This window comes from Nonomuraea corallina (assembly GCF_027620315.1).
GTDB lineage: Bacteria > Actinomycetota > Actinomycetes > Streptosporangiales > Streptosporangiaceae > Nonomuraea > Nonomuraea corallina.
The window spans coordinates 19,733-32,930 of sequence record NZ_JAPNNL010000020.1; the positions used below are offsets into that span (position 1 = coordinate 19,733).

Here is a 13,198-nt window from a genome sequence, read left to right on the forward strand (position 1 = left end):
TCAGCGCCAGGTCATGGTTGTGTCACGGTCGCGGACGGCGGCGGTCGCCGTCGACGGACCATGACATGCGGCTGACAACGCGCGTACACGCGACGCCAATCGTAGGCGTCATGGACGAACCACGCACTCTCCCCCTTCGGCGCCGAGACCGGCTGTACACCGCGGTCACGTGGGTGCTCGCCGTGCTCCTGCTGCCCGCTGCGCTGGTCCGCCATCCGGGCCGCGCCCGCGAACTGGCCTGCGGCTGGGCGTTGGGGCTGCGCTTCCCCGCCGAGGACCTCACCGGTCTCACCGACGGCGCCAGGGCGGCGTTCACCGCGGCGCGCACCGAGGCGCTCTGGCGTCACGGCCAGCTCATCGGTCTCACCTCGGGCTACCGCGATCCCCTTGTCCAGCAACTGATGTTCGACGATGCGGTGCGTCGCTCCGGCTCCCCGGCGTTGGCCCGGATGCTCGTGTTACCAGCGGTGGAATCCAGCCACGTCAAAGGCATCGCGCTGGACGTCCGCCCGCACGAAGGCGCGCGCTGGCTTGAGGAGCACGGTGCCCGCTACGACCTCTACCGCATGTACGACAACGAGTGGTGGCACTTCGAGTACCACCCGGACAGCGACGGCGCGCCGCCGCGACGACCCCACCCCGGCGTGGGCCGCGTCATGGAGCACGGGGACCACCTGTAGCCCGGCTACCGCGTTCCAGCTCGGCCTCGCCGCGGGCCTGCTGGGCGCGCTGGTCTGGCGCGACGCGCTCTTCGTCGCCCTGCTGGGCGGCTCGGTGGGTACGGTCGTGCACGCGATCTCGCACATCCTGGACCGCGACCTCGGCGGCAACCCGAGCGACCCGTACACGCTGAGCGCGCTGGCCCTGGCGGTGGTGGCCGGGACGGTGCTGCGGTGGCGGTCGACGCGGGAGGCGCGGCCGGACTAACGGCAGGTGGTGGGGGTGCAGATCCGGGTGTCGATGCGCCTGGCCCCGGGCCCTTCGGCGCCGAGCCGGTCCTGGGGGTTGGCCAGCGCGCAGCGGTCGAGCGAGAGGCAGCCGCAGCCGATGCAGTCGGTGAGGTCGTCGCGGAGCCGTTGCAGCTGCTCGATGCGGTCGTCGAGCTCGCCGCGCCAGGCGGCCGAGAGCCGGGCCCAGTCGTCGCGGGTCGGGGTGCGGTTCTCGGGCAGCTCGGCCAGGGCGTCCTTGATGGTCTTGAGCGGGATGCCGAGGCGCTGGGACAGCCGGATGAACGCCACCCTGCGCAGCGTGTCGCGGCTGTAGCGGCGCTGGTTGCCGGCCGTGCGCCGGCTGGCGATCAGGCCCTTGGACTCGTAGAAGTGCAGGGCCGACACGGCGACGCCGCTGCGCTCGGCGAGCTGCCCGACGCTCAGTTCGCGGGAGTTCCAGGCCACGTTGGTCACAACCTGGAGTTTACTTGAGGATGATCGGCCGGAAATGGGTCACCAGGTTCCCGCCGTCGAACAGGTGCAGGGCGAACGCGGGCGGCAGGTCGTACGCGATAGGGATCCATTCGGCGGTCTCCCGGCTGGTCAGGCCGGTCGAGACGACGCCCGGGGCGACGACGAGCGGCAGCCCGGCGAAGCTGGTCTGGGCGGAGGTGTGCGCGTGACCGGTCAGCACCGCCACCACGTGCGGGTGGCGGGCCAGCAGCCCGGCGAGCCGCTCCGGCTCACGCAGGCCGATCTCGTCGACGTACGGGATGCCGAGCGGGACGGGCGGGTGGTGCAGGCCCACGAAGGCCGGCACCTCCGGCCGCTCGGCGAGCACCCCGTCGAGCCAGGCCAGCGTCTGGTCGGCGAGGAACCCGTACGCCTGGCCGGGCACGCTGGAGTCGGCCAGCGCGAGCGTCACCTCGTCCAGCCTGAGCACCTGGTTGGCGGGGCCGATCCGCTTGTCGAACTCGGGCACCGAGTCGTGGTTGCCCGGGCAGACGATCAGCGGGGTGGCGACGCGCATCAGCGCGGCCGCGGTGTCGTACTCCTCCGGCAGGGCGTGGTCGGCGATGTCGCCGGTGACCAGGATCGCGTCGAGGCCGAGAGAGTCGACGTGGCGCAGGACCGCGGCGGCCCGGTCGGCGCTGACCGGGGTGCCGCCGATGTGGATGTCACTGATCTGAGCGAAGGCCACCATGGTCACAAACTACTCCCACTTGAACATGCGTACAGCGAGTCCGGTGAACAGGACCAGTCCGACGAGCATGACGGCCAGGTGGGGCAGTTGCGGCCAGTCGCCGGCCCAGGTGTCGCGCATCGCGTTGACGAACGGCCCGACCACGGAGTAGTCGCTGATCGTGCGCAGGGTGTCCGGCATGATCTCGCGCGGGATCCACATGCCGGCCACGAACAGCAGCGGGAACATCGCCACCGAGCCGATGCCGGGCGCGGACTTGCTGTTGGGCGCGACGGCGGCGATCACCAGGCCGAGCGCCAGCATCGCGGCGGCGCCGAGCAGGAACACGAGCAGGAATCCGAAGAGCTGCTGGGGAATGTGCGAGCCGAGCACCAGCCGGCCCGCGACGATCACTACGACGGCGCTGATCAGAGCCATGACCAAGTTGAGCAGGAGCTGCGCGCCGAGCAGCCGGCCCGGGTGCATCGGCGTGGTCGACATCCGGCGCAGCACGCCCTGCTCCCGATAGGTGGCCATCGAGCCGGGGAGCACGGTGAACGCGGTCGTCAGCAGCGCGAGCAGGATCATCTGGGCGGGCAGCTGGGCGTCGACGAACCGCTGCCCGCCGAGGTTCGGGTCGGGCTTCTGCAGGTCGGGGATCTGGCCGAGGACCAGCAGCAGGCCGACGGGGAGCGCGAGCGTCAGCGCGGCGGCGAGCCAGTCGCGCCCGAGCAGCTTGGTCTCCACGAGCAGGATCTTGTTCATGCCAGCTTCCTTCCGGTGAGTGCGAGGAACGCGTCGTCCAGCGTGGCCTGCTCGATCCGCAGGTCGTTGGGGACGATGCCCTGTTCGGCGAGGGCGAGCGTGACGGCCGGGGCCAGGTTGCCGGTGCCGGTGACGACCACCTGGCCGCCCGTCCGGACGACCTCCTTGACCTCCGGAAGGGACGTCAGCACGGAGTCGGCCACGGGCGCGGACGGCCGGAACCGCACCTTCTGCTCGCCGCCGACCCGGGCCACGAGCCCGGAGGGCGAGTCGACGGCGGCGACCCGGCCGGAGTCGATGAGCGCGACGCGGTCGCAGAGCCGCTCGGCCTCCTCCATGAAGTGGGTGACGAGCACGATCGTCACGCCGGAGTCGCGCACCCGCTCGACCAACTCCCACGTGTCGCGGCGGGCCTGCGGGTCGAGCCCGGTGGTCAGCTCGTCCAGCACGGCGATGCGCGGCTTGCCGACGAGCGCGAGCGCGACGGAGAGCCGCTGGCGCTGGCCGCCGGAGAGCTTGCCGAACATGGTGTCGCGCTTGGCGGTCAGGCCGACCCGCTCCAGCAGCTCCCGCCAGTCGGCGGGCTCGGCGTAGAAGGAGGCGTACAGGTCGAGCGCCTCCCACACCTTGATCTTCTCGGGCAGCGCGGCGCTCTGCAGCTGGACGCCCAGCACCCGGCGGAGCGCGTCCCGGTCCGCCACGGGGTCGATGCCGGCCACCCGGAGGGTGCCGCGGTCGGGGACGCGCAGGCCCGACACGCACTCGACGGTGGTGGTCTTGCCCGCGCCGTTCGGTCCGAGGATGCCGAAGATCTCACCGGCCCGTACCTCGAACGACACGTCGTCCACCGCCACGTGGTCCTTGTAGCGCTTGTGGAGGTTCTTCACCTCGATGACGTTCATGCTGACGACGCTAGGGACGCCCTTTCTGGCGGGGAATCGCGCTGGTTGCCGGGTGAGGGTGTACTTAGATGCAATGTGCGGGCCCGCGCGCATCCCGCACACTGGAGGCATGGTGCGCAAGTTCGGTCACGTCCTGTGGTTGCTCGTGCTCGTGATCGTCGAGCTCCTGACGCTCGCGTCCACGTTGCTGGCCGTGATCCTCACCTTCGGCCTGGGCATGGTGTTCGTGCTCCCGCCGCAGGTGCGGATGATCAGGTGGGTGGCGGAGGTGACGCGGGACCTGGTGAGAGCCTCGGCCGGGATCGTCATCGAGCCCCCGTACCTGCCGAAGCCGCCGCCCCCGCAACCGCAGGCCGACGGCCTCTACCGGTCGCACCGCACGCTTTACAAGTCGCCCCGGATGCCCGCCTGGAACAACCTCTGGAACTGGCTGATCACCGACCCGGCGACCTGGCGCGACGGGCTCTGGCTGCTGCTCGACCCGTTCATCAAGCTGATGCTGCTGCCGCTGCTGATCCTGCTCCCCGGTCGCGGCCTGCGCCTGTACGGGCTCTGGTGCGAGCTGCTGCTCGCCGCCACCGCGTCGAGCCGCCTGGCCGGTCAGGTCAACCGCCTCAACCGGGTACGCAACCTCGCCGTGGACACGCAGGCGGCCGAGATGCGCAGGATCGAGCGCGACCTGCACGACGGCACGCAGGCCAGGCTGGTGGCGCTCGGCATGACGATCGGCGCCGCCGAGCAGCTCATGGAGTCCGACCCGAACGCGGCCAGGGCGCTGATGGCCAAGGCCAGGGAGGCGTCTGCGGAGACGCTGACCGAGCTGCGCCGGGTGATCCGCGGCATCCACCCGCCGGTGCTGGCCGAGCGCGGGCTAGGCGACGCCGTGCGGGCCCTGGCCATCGACAGCCCGCTGCGGGTGTCGGTCGAGGTGGACCTGCCGCACCGGCCGGAGTCGCCGGTGGAGGCGGCCGCGTACTTCGCGGTCAGCGAGCTGCTGGCCAACGCCGCCCGGCACGGCGGGGCGGAGTCGGTCGAGATCGACATCAGTGGCAACGGCCAGAACCTGCGCATCACCGTCACCGACGACGGGTGGGGCGGCGCCGACCCGGCCAAGGGCAGCGGCCTGTCCGGGATCGAGCGCCGGCTGGCGGCCTTCGACGGCGTGATGGCGGTCCACAGCCCGCCGGGCGGGCCGACGACGGTCACCATGGAACTGCCGAAGGTGCTGCCCCAGCACTGGGCCGGCGACCTGCCGAAGCTGCCGCGCTGGAAGATGATCACGGTGTTGTTCCTGTGGTCGACGGCCTGGTGCCCGTTGTTCCCGCAGGGGATCGTGGCCGGCGTCTTCAAGCTGATCGACTTCGAGGAGAAGAGCTGGTTCCTCGCGCTGTACCTGCCGGAGCCGTGGCAGTGGCCGACGATCGCGTTCATGATCCTGCTCGGCACCGCCATGTTCGTGGCCGCGGTGGCGATCCCTGCCCACCACAAGGAGGCGCCGCGGGCGCCCCGGCCCCTGGCGGGGAACATGGGGTTCTGCTGATGAACAGGGTGCTCGTCGCGGAGGACCTCTACCTGCTCAGGGACGGGCTGGTCCGCCTGCTGCAGGCGTACGGATTCGACGTGGTCGCCGCCGTCGAGAGCGGCCCCGAGCTGCTCAAGGGCCTGGTGGAGCTGCGTCCCGACGTGTCGGTGGTGGACGTGCGGCTGCCGCCGACGTTCACCGACGAAGGGCTGCAGGCGGCGCTGCAGGCCCGCACGAAGGTGCCGGGCCTGCCGATCCTGGTACTGTCGCAGCACGTCGAGCAGCTCTACGCGCGCGAGCTGCTGGCCGACGGCTCCGGCGGCATCGGCTACCTGCTGAAGGACCGGGTGTTCAACGCCGAGCAGTTCATCGACGCGGTGCGCCGGGTCGCGGCGGGCGGCACCGCGATGGACCCCGAGGTCATCTCCAAGCTGCTGGCCAGCAACGCCAAGAACGAGCCGCTGGCCGCGCTCACCCCGCGCGAGCGCGAGGTGCTGGAGCAGATGGCGGAGGGCCGCTCCAACGCCGCCATCTCCCAGCGTCTCTACCTGAGCGAGAGCGCCGTGGCCAAGCACACGGCCGGCATCTTCGGCAAGCTGGGCCTGGCCCCGTCCGACGATGACAACCGCAGGGTGCTGGCCGTCCTGGCCTACCTGAACAGCCGCTGACGGAAGGCTCTGTCAGTGGTCTCGGATACCTTCTAAAGGCATGCCGAGAAGAAAGGGTCGATCAGGTGAAGATCCGGGTCAACCGCGATGTTCTGGCCGACGCTGTCGCCTGGGCCGCCAGGGTCCTGCCCAGCCGTCCTGTGACCCCCGTGCTCTCCGGCCTGCTGCTGGAGGCCGGTGACGGGCTGAGCCTGTCCGCGTTCGACTACGACGTCTCGGCCAGGGCCGACGTCGACGCCGACGTGGCCGAGGCCGGCCGCGTGCTGATCCCCGGACGGTTGCTCGCCGAGATCAGCCGGAGCCTGCCCGAGGAGGACGTGGAGATCGTCACCGAGGGTCAGGAAGCGGTCCTGACCTGCGGCACCGCCGAGTTCGGCCTGATCACCATGCCGGTGGAGGACTTTCCCACCATGCCCACGATGCCGCCCGCCATCGGCGCCATCGGCGGCGGCGTCTTCGCCTCGGCCGTGGGCCAGGTCGCGCCCGCGGCCAGCCGCGACGACACGCTGCCCATGCTCACCGGCATCCGCGTCGACGTGGACGGCGAGTCGGTGACGATGGCCGCCACCGACCGCTACCGCATCGCCGCCCGCGAGTTCGGCTGGCGGCCGGTCGCCCCCGGCACCGCGGTCTCCGCCATGGTGCCCGCCCGGGTGCTGGTGGAGGTGGCCCGGTCGCTGCGCGGCGGCGAGGTGCGGGTCGCGCTCGGCGACGGCGTCGCCGGGTTCGAGAGCGTGGGCCGCAGCACCACCGTGCGCCTGCTCGACGAGCAGTTCATCGACTACCGCGGCCGGCTGACCTCCCAGTGGTCGATCAGGGCCGACGTCCGCGTGGCGCCGTTCGTGGCGGCGGTCAAGCGGGTGGCGCTGGTGGCCGAGCGCAACACCGCGATCCGGCTGTCGTTCAGTCGGGGCCAGGTGCTCATCCAGGCGGGCGGCGGCGACATCGGCCGCGGCGCCGAGGTGATGGACTGCGAGCTGCGCGGCGACGACATCCAGATCGCCTTCCAGTCGCAGTTCCTCCTCGACGGGCTCACCGGCGTCGAGACGGAGCTGGTCGGCATCCACATGGAGTCGCCGACCCGGCCGGCCCTCATCCAGGACGTCCCCGGCGACGCCGACCCGGCCTTCCGTTATCTGGTGATGTCACTGCGCCTGACCTGACTGGCGCGCGGCGACGAGGCGGAAGACCCGCTTGAAGACCGCGTAGTCGGCCTCGCCCGCGGTTTCGGCGTGCCGCCGCTCGATGGCGGCCATGACCGTGTCCGAGCGTGCCAGCAGGTCCAGCCCTTCGTCGGTCGGCACGATCAGCTTGGCCCGCCGGTCGCCGGGGTCGGGCCGGCGCGCCACGTAACCGAGCTCGGCCAGCTCGTCCACCAGGGCGCCGATCACCTGCTTGTGCCGGCCCGACCGGGAGGCGAGCTCGGTGGCCCGGGTGCCCTCCTCGTCGAGGTACGCGAGCACCGCGCCATGCCGGGGCCGCAACCTCGGATGCCCCTGCTCGGCCAGGGCCGCGAAGAGCTCCTTCTGCAGGCTGAGGAGGGTTCGAGCGCTCAGCGTGCCCAGGTCGGGCTCGCGCCGCTTCCTGTCACCCCGCCGCACGAGACCCCCAGCTCCCCGCGTCAGTCCTCGGTGAGCGCGATGAGGATGTGCTCCATGCAGGCATGTCCCGCCCGCTCGGCGGCGGAGGCGTCGCCGGCGGCGATGGCGCGGGCGATCGCGTCGTGCGGGATGTAGGTCTTGTTGAGCGACGTGCCGGCCGCGGTGATGCTGACCCGCAGCGCCGCGGAGAAGTCCTCGTACAGGTCGATGAGCACCCGGTTGTGGGTGGCGTAGGCGACGGCCATGTGGAAGGCCAGGTCGGTCTCCACGAACCGGGTCGGGTCGTCCTGCTCCCAGGCGCGGTCGCGCTCGGCGAGCGCCGCCTCGATGCGGGCGATGTCCTCGTCGGTGCGCCGGGTGGCCGCCAGCCTGGCGGCCTCGACCTCCAGCGCCCGCCGGACCTCGAAGATCTCCAGTTGCTCGGCCTGGCGCAGCCGCCGGAGCATGGCCCCGGACAGCTCGCTGGTCGCGCGGACGTAGGTGCCGTCGCCCTGGCGGCACTCCAGCAGGCCGGCGTGAGTCAGCGCGCGTACGGCCTCGCGAACGGTGTTGCGTCCCACGCCGAGCTGCTCCGCGAGCACCGTCTCGGTCGGGATCTTGCCGTTCATCTGCCAGGACCCGGTGATGATCTGCTCCTTGAGCTGGTCGATCACCTGGTCGACGAGCGAAGCCCGCTGCGCCGTACGCAGACTCACAGTCCGCCTCCTCTGGGGAAACCAATCATCCTATGAGTCAATGACTGGTGAACCCCAGTGTATTCCAGACTCGGGGAGCCCGAGTCTGGAACCCCCGGCGTCAGCGGGCGACGTTCGCCTCGACCGGCAGACCTGCCAGCATCGAGCGCACCCCGGCCGCTTCCAGGGCCTTACGATACGCGGCGGTCTGCTGGGCGCGATCGCCGGCCTGACCGTAAAGGTCGCCCAGCTCGCGCCAGCACCGCGCGACGGCCCGGTCGGTGCCGTACGGCTGGCGGCCGACGCCGTCGAGGGCGATGCGGGCCGCGCTGAGGTGCTCGGCCGGATCGGCCTGGCGCGACATGGCCAGCGTGGCGCGCACGAGGTGCGCCTCCGCGGCCGCGGCGCCTCCGCCGACCAGCCCGAGCGCTTCACCGGCGAGCCGGTCGGCCCGCTCCGGCTCGGCGCCCAGCACGACCCGGGCCAGCACGATCAGGGCCTCGCCGTGCTCGCCGTCGCGGTCCGCCGACGCGAACGCGCGCACGGCCGCCTCCGCGAACCGCCGCGCCTCCTCCGCCGGCGTCGCCTCCAACCGGGCCCAGCGCATGGCGGCGCGGGCCAGCTGGAGACCGATCCGCTGGTCGCGGCCCGCGTTGATGGCGTCGTCGGCCAGGCGCACCGCCAGCGCGGAGTCTTCACCGGCGGCGGCCGTGCCGCTCGCCTTCCACAGGGCGTCGACCTCCTCGGAACGGTCCATAATCTCGCCTGAGCCGGCGATGTCGAGCACCTTTTTGACGTAGGCGAGCTCGGGGGAGCCGCCTTCGCGGTCGGCGTGGGCCTCCACCAGCGCGCAGGCCAAGTCGGCGGCGAGCTCGCCCTGCTCGATCGCCATCCGCTCGGCCTGCTCCAGGGCCTTCGACGCCAGGTCGCGGGCCCGCAGCCGGTCGCCGGCCCGGTGGTAGCAGCGGCTCAGCGCGATGGTGATCGGCAGGTCGGCCAGTCGTTCGGGATGGGCGGCGGCCTCCCTGCGGAGCCGCTCGAAGGCCTCGACCGCCTGCCCGAGCCTGCCCTGGGCCTCCAGCGCGCGGGCCCTGCCGAAGCGGGCCTGCGCCGTGAGCATGGCGTTCTCCTCGTCGGCGACCTTGACGATCTCTGTGTATCGGTCGGCCGCTATGGCGGGGTCGCCGTGCTGCAACTCCAGCTCGGCATGGCGCAGGCCGAGCTCGGTGTCGATGCGCTGGCGTGGCTCTATGCCGTGCAGAAGGAACTCGGTGGTGCAGCCGAGCCTTTCGGCGAGGAGTCGGGCGACGACGGGAGTCGGCGTGCGCTTACCCGACTCAATGAGTGAGACGTAACTGTCCGACAGGTCGGGTCCGGCCAGCTGGGCCTGAGACATCCGCCTGTTCAGCCGCAGTCCTCGGACGCGGTCACCGATGGTTCCCTGACTCGGCATCTCATCTCTCAAGGCGGGGAAGGGTCAACACTCCGCAATGATTGCATGAAGTAGCCGAATGGGGTATACCCGGCCCAAGAATTCTCTACGTGGGGATTAATCGTCCCCGTCGTCCTTGCCGGGAAAAAGCATCGAGCAGACCTCCAGGTACAGGGTCTCCGGGTACGGAATGTACTTCACCGTGGAGAGGGCCTGGTCCTGGCCCGCGGACTCCAGGATGAACTCCCCATAGCCCAGCATGCGCCCCAGCAGTGATCGCTGGAAGCTCATGTCGGTGACCTTTCCCAGCGGCATCATCGCGACTTTGCGCGTGATCAGTCCGGTTGTCAGGAGCATCCGTTTGGACGTGACGACGAAGTAGTCAACAGACCACTCGGCCACCTTCCAGACAAATCGGATCAACAGCAGCAGCCACAGCCACCAGACGACGACCAGGGCGGTGCCGCCCCCGCCTTCGCCGCTGAAGAACCGGCTCAGGAGCCCGGCGACGACCAGGCCGCCGAAGACCTCGGCCACGGGACGGAGGAGCACGGCGGGGTGGCGCCGCACCATGATGACCTGTTGCTCTTGGGGGAGGAGGTAGCGGTTGACCGACGACGGGGCGGAGTCCCCGTGGGTCACAAGTCTCATGCGAGATGGTTCACGAATTGGGCCAGCGAATCGGCCGCGGTGAACATCGTGTCGAACGCGCCCCTGACCGCGTCGGCCGCGTCAGCGGGCCTCGCGAACAGGTAGTACGCGACAAAACCGATGCCGCCGTATGTCAGGACCTTTTTGACCTGCACTGTCGCCTCCGTACCGACTTACCCACTCCACCCGCCCTATACAGTACCCATCCCCAAGCCGGGGTAAAGGTGTCCTCGGCGAGCGAGTTCCGATCTTGATCAACCACGGTCGCTGGCCACGAGGGCCAGGACGTGAAGATGCTTGCGGGCGATCCGCTCGACCAGGTTGGGGTGGGCGTAGCCCGTGACCTCCAGCGCGCCGTAGTGCGCCGCCTCGACGCAGCGCGTCACGGTGGCCGCCGTATGGACGCCGGCGAACTCCTCGCGCAGCGCCGCCTCGACCTCCGTGTACGGGCTCGGCTCCGGCTCGGTGTGATCGTTCACGAGCACACCCCGGAGGTCGGACAAACGCTCATGGTGATCCCCCACACCCCGTGTCTTCCTCACGCCTCATACCCATGCAATCACAGTATGTAACGAAGTGGCCACCTGGGGTGGGGAAATGCGCAGGTCGGAAGGGGGATGTCAGACGACGCCGTAGAGCCGGTCGCCCGCGTCGCCGAGCCCCGGCACGATGTAGCCGTTCTCGTTGAGCCGCTCGTCGAGCGCCGCGGTGACCACGCGGATGGGGTGGCCGGTGTCGGCGAACGTCTTGTCCATGTACGCCAGGCCCTCGGGCGCGGCCAGCAGGCAGATCGCCGTGACGTCCTCCGCGCCCCGGTCGAACAGGAACTTGATCGCCGCCGCGAGCGTGCCGCCCGTGGCCAGCATCGGGTCCACCACGTAGCACTGCCGGCCCGACAGGTCGTCGGGGAGCCGGGTGGCGTACGTCTCTGCCTGGAGGGTCTCCTCGTCGCGGATCATGCCGAGGAACCCGACCTCGGCGGTGGGCAGCAGCCGGGTCATGCCGTCGAGCATGCCCAGGCCGGCCCGCAGGATCGGGACCACCAGCGGGTACGGCTTGGCCATCCGCAGACCCCGCGCGGGCGAGACCGGGGTCTCCACCGTCACCTCGACGACGCGGACGTCCCTGGTGGCCTCGTACGCCAGCAACGTCACCAACTCGTCCGCCAGCATGCGGAAGGTGGGGGAGTCGGTGCGGACATCCCGCAGGGCGGTGAGCTTGTGCGCCACGAGCGGATGGTCGACGACGAGGGTTTCCATAACGGACAACGCTATCTTGTGTGCTACGTACCAGCACATCATGGCCCCGGTTTTGATCACAATTTGGTCGGAGCGGCACACGGTGGGCAGCCTGTTCTGGAACGATTGGAAAACTGGCGAGACTCTGGGATCAGGGTCGGGTGGGGGATCGCGATGACAGACGAAGAGGCACTCGATTTCGCCATCGTGGTCTACCGGGAGGACGAGCGCTGGGACGCCGAGCTGCTCCCCGTGGCGCTCACGTCCGACCTGCAAGGACTGGTCAAGGCGCTTCGCCAGCAGCCGAGCGAGAGCGGCACGATTGGTCTCGTGGCCGTGGGGGATGAGTTCTTCGTGGCGCTGCGGGTCCTGGGTGAGCGGGTCGATGTCTTCCTGTCCGACATCGCCGCCTCGTGGGACTTCCCGCTGGCCGAGCAGGTGCTCGACTATCTCGACGTGCCGGTCCCCGACGAGCAGGAGCTCGACGAGATCCTCCAGGACGAGGACACCGCGCTGCCCGCGGGCGATCTGTCGATCTTCGCGGACCTGGGCCTCGACGAGATGGAGCTCGGCATCCTCTCCGGCGACGTCGACCTGCTGCCGGACGAGGTCCTGTCCAGCATCGCGGCGCGGCTCGGGTTCTCGGAGCCGTTCGAGCGCGCCATCGAATCGGTCTTCGACTGACCCCTGGAGCGACATGGCGGCCAACACCTTCTCCGCGGCCTTCGTCAGGACCTCCGACGGCTGGAGCGGCGCGGAGGTCGACCTGACCGGCGTCGAGATCGTCGACGACTTCGGCGACGCGGTGACCGAGGCGCTCGGACTGGCCGGTGACGAGCTGGCCCTGCTCTGCGTCGAGGTCGAGGACGAATGGTTCGCGATCGTCCGCTACCGCGACGACGAGGAGCCCCGGGTGTTCCTGTCCGACGCGCACGCGATCACGTCCGACCATCTGGGCGAGCTGTTCGCCGAGTTCGCCGGCGTGGCGCCCGAGAAGGAGGGCACCGAGCTGGGCGTGCGCCCGGCCGGCGACTTCGAGCTGCTGAGCGACCTCGGCGTCAGCTCCGAGGAGCTGCTGGAGCTCAGCATGGAGGAGGGCATGCTGCCGGCCGACGTCGTCTCGGTGCTCGCCGAGCGGCTGTCGTTCGCCGACGAGCTCGACCGCCTGCGATGACCTGGACCGCCGCCATGCGGCGGGCGCTGGCCGAGGCCGCCGCCGCGGGCGGGCGCGGCGAGGTGCCCGTCGGCGCGGTGGTGGTCGGCCCTTCGGACGAGATCCTCGCCGCCGCCGGCAACGACCGCGAGTCCACCGCCGACCCCACCGCGCACGCCGAGGTCCTCGCGCTCCGCGAGGCCGCCCGCCGCCGCCGGACCTGGCGGCTCGACGGCTGCACGCTCGTCGTCACGCTCGAACCCTGCACGATGTGCGCGGGAGCCGCCGTCCTGTCCCGGATCGACCGCATCGTGTACGGGGCCGTCGACGAGAAGGGCGGGGCCGTGGGCTCCCTCTGGGACGTGGTCCGCGACCGCCGGCTCAACCACCGGCCCGAGGTCGTCATGGGCGTGCTGGCCGAGGAGTGCGGGGCCGAGCTCAAGGCGTTCTTCCGCACTCGCCGGATCCGGTAAACTCGTC

19 protein-coding genes are annotated in these 13,198 nt (G+C 70.7%); 8 read left to right on the forward strand and 11 right to left on the reverse strand.

Translation table 11 applies throughout. The annotated features are described in order from the left end of the window. Window positions 1-110: 110 nt before the first annotated feature. Together vanY-N and OUY22_RS07950 are read left to right on the forward strand one after the other, a co-directional pair. Window positions 111-680, forward strand: a complete 570-nt coding sequence (vanY-N, locus tag OUY22_RS07945; RefSeq protein WP_270154151.1) for a D,D-peptidase/D,D-carboxypeptidase VanY-N — start codon at window positions 111-113, stop codon at window positions 678-680. Window positions 681-774: 94 nt separating this feature from the next. Beyond that, a complete protein-coding gene (locus OUY22_RS07950) occupies window positions 775-927 on the forward strand; it encodes a hypothetical protein (protein WP_270154152.1) in 153 nt (50 codons plus the stop codon). Here OUY22_RS07950 and soxR read toward each other — a convergent pair. Genes soxR through OUY22_RS07970 form a run of 4 tightly spaced genes read right to left on the reverse strand, consistent with a single transcriptional unit; the run spans window position 924 to window position 3,779 of the window. Then, window positions 924-1,403 (reverse strand): redox-sensitive transcriptional activator SoxR, encoded by a 480-nt coding sequence (soxR, locus tag OUY22_RS07955; RefSeq protein ID WP_270154153.1) that lies wholly within the window; start codon window positions 1,401-1,403, stop codon window positions 924-926. The two genes, OUY22_RS07950 and soxR, sit on opposite strands and share 4 nt — an antisense overlap. A 10-nt stretch (window positions 1,404-1,413) precedes the next feature. Beyond that, window positions 1,414-2,133: a metallophosphoesterase gene (locus OUY22_RS07960; protein WP_270154154.1), complete on the reverse strand. Its 720-nt coding sequence runs from the start codon at window positions 2,131-2,133 to the stop codon at window positions 1,414-1,416. A 9-nt stretch (window positions 2,134-2,142) separates the two neighbouring features. Next, on the reverse strand, window positions 2,143-2,877 hold the full coding sequence (locus tag OUY22_RS07965; protein ID WP_270154156.1) for an ABC transporter permease: 735 nt from the start codon (window positions 2,875-2,877) through the stop codon (window positions 2,143-2,145). Beyond that, window positions 2,874-3,779: an ABC transporter ATP-binding protein gene (locus OUY22_RS07970; RefSeq protein ID WP_270154157.1), complete on the reverse strand. Its 906-nt coding sequence runs from the start codon at window positions 3,777-3,779 to the stop codon at window positions 2,874-2,876. The genes OUY22_RS07965 and OUY22_RS07970 overlap by 4 nt, the downstream gene beginning before the upstream one ends. A gap of 109 nt (window positions 3,780-3,888) precedes the next feature. Between OUY22_RS07970 and OUY22_RS07975 the strand changes: the two genes are divergently transcribed. The 3 genes from OUY22_RS07975 (at window position 3,889) to dnaN (ending at window position 7,132) form a co-directional block, all read left to right on the forward strand. Further along, entirely contained in the window at window positions 3,889-5,319 is a 1,431-nt protein-coding gene (locus OUY22_RS07975) for a sensor histidine kinase (RefSeq protein ID WP_270154158.1), read from the forward strand. Beyond that, complete coding sequence (locus OUY22_RS07980; RefSeq protein WP_270154159.1) at window positions 5,319-5,969, forward strand: response regulator; 651 nt, start codon at window positions 5,319-5,321, stop codon at window positions 5,967-5,969. Before OUY22_RS07975 ends, OUY22_RS07980 begins: the two co-directional genes overlap by 1 nt. Before the next feature lie 65 nt (window positions 5,970-6,034). Continuing rightward, entirely contained in the window at window positions 6,035-7,132 is a 1,098-nt protein-coding gene (gene dnaN / locus OUY22_RS07985; protein WP_270154160.1) for a DNA polymerase III subunit beta, read from the forward strand. On the opposite strand, the gene OUY22_RS07990 is transcribed toward dnaN, so the two are convergent. From OUY22_RS07990 to upp, 7 genes are all read right to left on the reverse strand, one after another. Beyond that, window positions 7,115-7,570 (reverse strand): MarR family winged helix-turn-helix transcriptional regulator, encoded by a 456-nt coding sequence (locus OUY22_RS07990; RefSeq protein WP_270154161.1) that lies wholly within the window; start codon window positions 7,568-7,570, stop codon window positions 7,115-7,117. The two genes, dnaN and OUY22_RS07990, sit on opposite strands and share 18 nt — an antisense overlap. A 20-nt stretch (window positions 7,571-7,590) precedes the next feature. Then, a complete protein-coding gene (locus OUY22_RS07995) occupies window positions 7,591-8,265 on the reverse strand; it encodes a FadR/GntR family transcriptional regulator (protein ID WP_270154162.1) in 675 nt (224 codons plus the stop codon). Window positions 8,266-8,365: 100 nt separating this feature from the next. After that, window positions 8,366-9,697: a helix-turn-helix domain-containing protein gene (locus OUY22_RS08000; RefSeq protein WP_270154164.1), complete on the reverse strand. Its 1,332-nt coding sequence runs from the start codon at window positions 9,695-9,697 to the stop codon at window positions 8,366-8,368. Between the two features lie 96 nt (window positions 9,698-9,793). Next, window positions 9,794-10,327 carry a PH domain-containing protein gene (locus OUY22_RS08005; protein WP_270154165.1) on the reverse strand — a complete coding sequence of 178 codons (534 nt, stop codon included), beginning with the start codon at window positions 10,325-10,327 and terminating at the stop codon, window positions 9,794-9,796. Then, window positions 10,324-10,482, reverse strand: a complete 159-nt coding sequence (locus OUY22_RS08010) for a hypothetical protein (RefSeq protein WP_270154167.1) — start codon at window positions 10,480-10,482, stop codon at window positions 10,324-10,326. Before OUY22_RS08010 ends, OUY22_RS08005 begins: the two co-directional genes overlap by 4 nt. Window positions 10,483-10,581: 99 nt before the next feature. Then, the gene (locus OUY22_RS08015) at window positions 10,582-10,806 is read right to left on the reverse strand and encodes a hypothetical protein (protein ID WP_270154168.1); all 225 of its coding nucleotides are present in this window, start codon (window positions 10,804-10,806) and stop codon (window positions 10,582-10,584) included. A 141-nt stretch (window positions 10,807-10,947) separates the two neighbouring features. After that, window positions 10,948-11,586 carry a uracil phosphoribosyltransferase gene (gene upp, locus OUY22_RS08020; RefSeq protein WP_270154169.1) on the reverse strand — a complete coding sequence of 213 codons (639 nt, stop codon included), beginning with the start codon at window positions 11,584-11,586 and terminating at the stop codon, window positions 10,948-10,950. A gap of 153 nt (window positions 11,587-11,739) precedes the next feature. Between upp and OUY22_RS08025 the strand changes: the two genes are divergently transcribed. From OUY22_RS08025 to tadA, 3 genes are read left to right on the forward strand one after another with little or no spacing between them, the layout of a single operon-like run. Then, on the forward strand, window positions 11,740-12,249 hold the full coding sequence (locus OUY22_RS08025) for a tRNA adenosine deaminase-associated protein (RefSeq protein WP_270154170.1): 510 nt from the start codon (window positions 11,740-11,742) through the stop codon (window positions 12,247-12,249). Window positions 12,250-12,262: 13 nt separating this feature from the next. After that, a complete protein-coding gene (locus OUY22_RS08030) occupies window positions 12,263-12,739 on the forward strand; it encodes a tRNA adenosine deaminase-associated protein (protein WP_270154171.1) in 477 nt (158 codons plus the stop codon). After that, on the forward strand, window positions 12,736-13,191 hold the full coding sequence (gene tadA, locus OUY22_RS08035; protein WP_270154172.1) for a tRNA adenosine(34) deaminase TadA: 456 nt from the start codon (window positions 12,736-12,738) through the stop codon (window positions 13,189-13,191). Before OUY22_RS08030 ends, tadA begins: the two co-directional genes overlap by 4 nt. Window positions 13,192-13,198: the final 7 nt, after the last annotated feature.

Coding starts and splice junctions, on each gene's coding strand:
- vanY-N (WP_270154151.1), top strand. CDS start 111: ATGGACGAACCACGCACTCTCCCCCTTCGGCGCCGAGACCGGCTGTAC.
- OUY22_RS07960 (WP_270154154.1), bottom strand. CDS start 2,133: ATGGTGGCCTTCGCTCAGATCAGTGACATCCACATCGGCGGCACCCCG.
- OUY22_RS07965 (WP_270154156.1), bottom strand. CDS start 2,877: ATGAACAAGATCCTGCTCGTGGAGACCAAGCTGCTCGGGCGCGACTGG.
- OUY22_RS07970 (WP_270154157.1), bottom strand. CDS start 3,779: ATGAACGTCATCGAGGTGAAGAACCTCCACAAGCGCTACAAGGACCAC.
- OUY22_RS07975 (WP_270154158.1), top strand. CDS start 3,889: ATGGTGCGCAAGTTCGGTCACGTCCTGTGGTTGCTCGTGCTCGTGATC.
- OUY22_RS07980 (WP_270154159.1), top strand. CDS start 5,319: ATGAACAGGGTGCTCGTCGCGGAGGACCTCTACCTGCTCAGGGACGGG.
- OUY22_RS08000 (WP_270154164.1), bottom strand. CDS start 9,697: ATGCCGAGTCAGGGAACCATCGGTGACCGCGTCCGAGGACTGCGGCTG.
- OUY22_RS08005 (WP_270154165.1), bottom strand. CDS start 10,327: ATGAGACTTGTGACCCACGGGGACTCCGCCCCGTCGTCGGTCAACCGC.
- upp (WP_270154169.1), bottom strand. CDS start 11,586: ATGGAAACCCTCGTCGTCGACCATCCGCTCGTGGCGCACAAGCTCACC.
- OUY22_RS08025 (WP_270154170.1), top strand. CDS start 11,740: ATGACAGACGAAGAGGCACTCGATTTCGCCATCGTGGTCTACCGGGAG.
- OUY22_RS08030 (WP_270154171.1), top strand. CDS start 12,263: ATGGCGGCCAACACCTTCTCCGCGGCCTTCGTCAGGACCTCCGACGGC.
- tadA (WP_270154172.1), top strand. CDS start 12,736: ATGACCTGGACCGCCGCCATGCGGCGGGCGCTGGCCGAGGCCGCCGCC.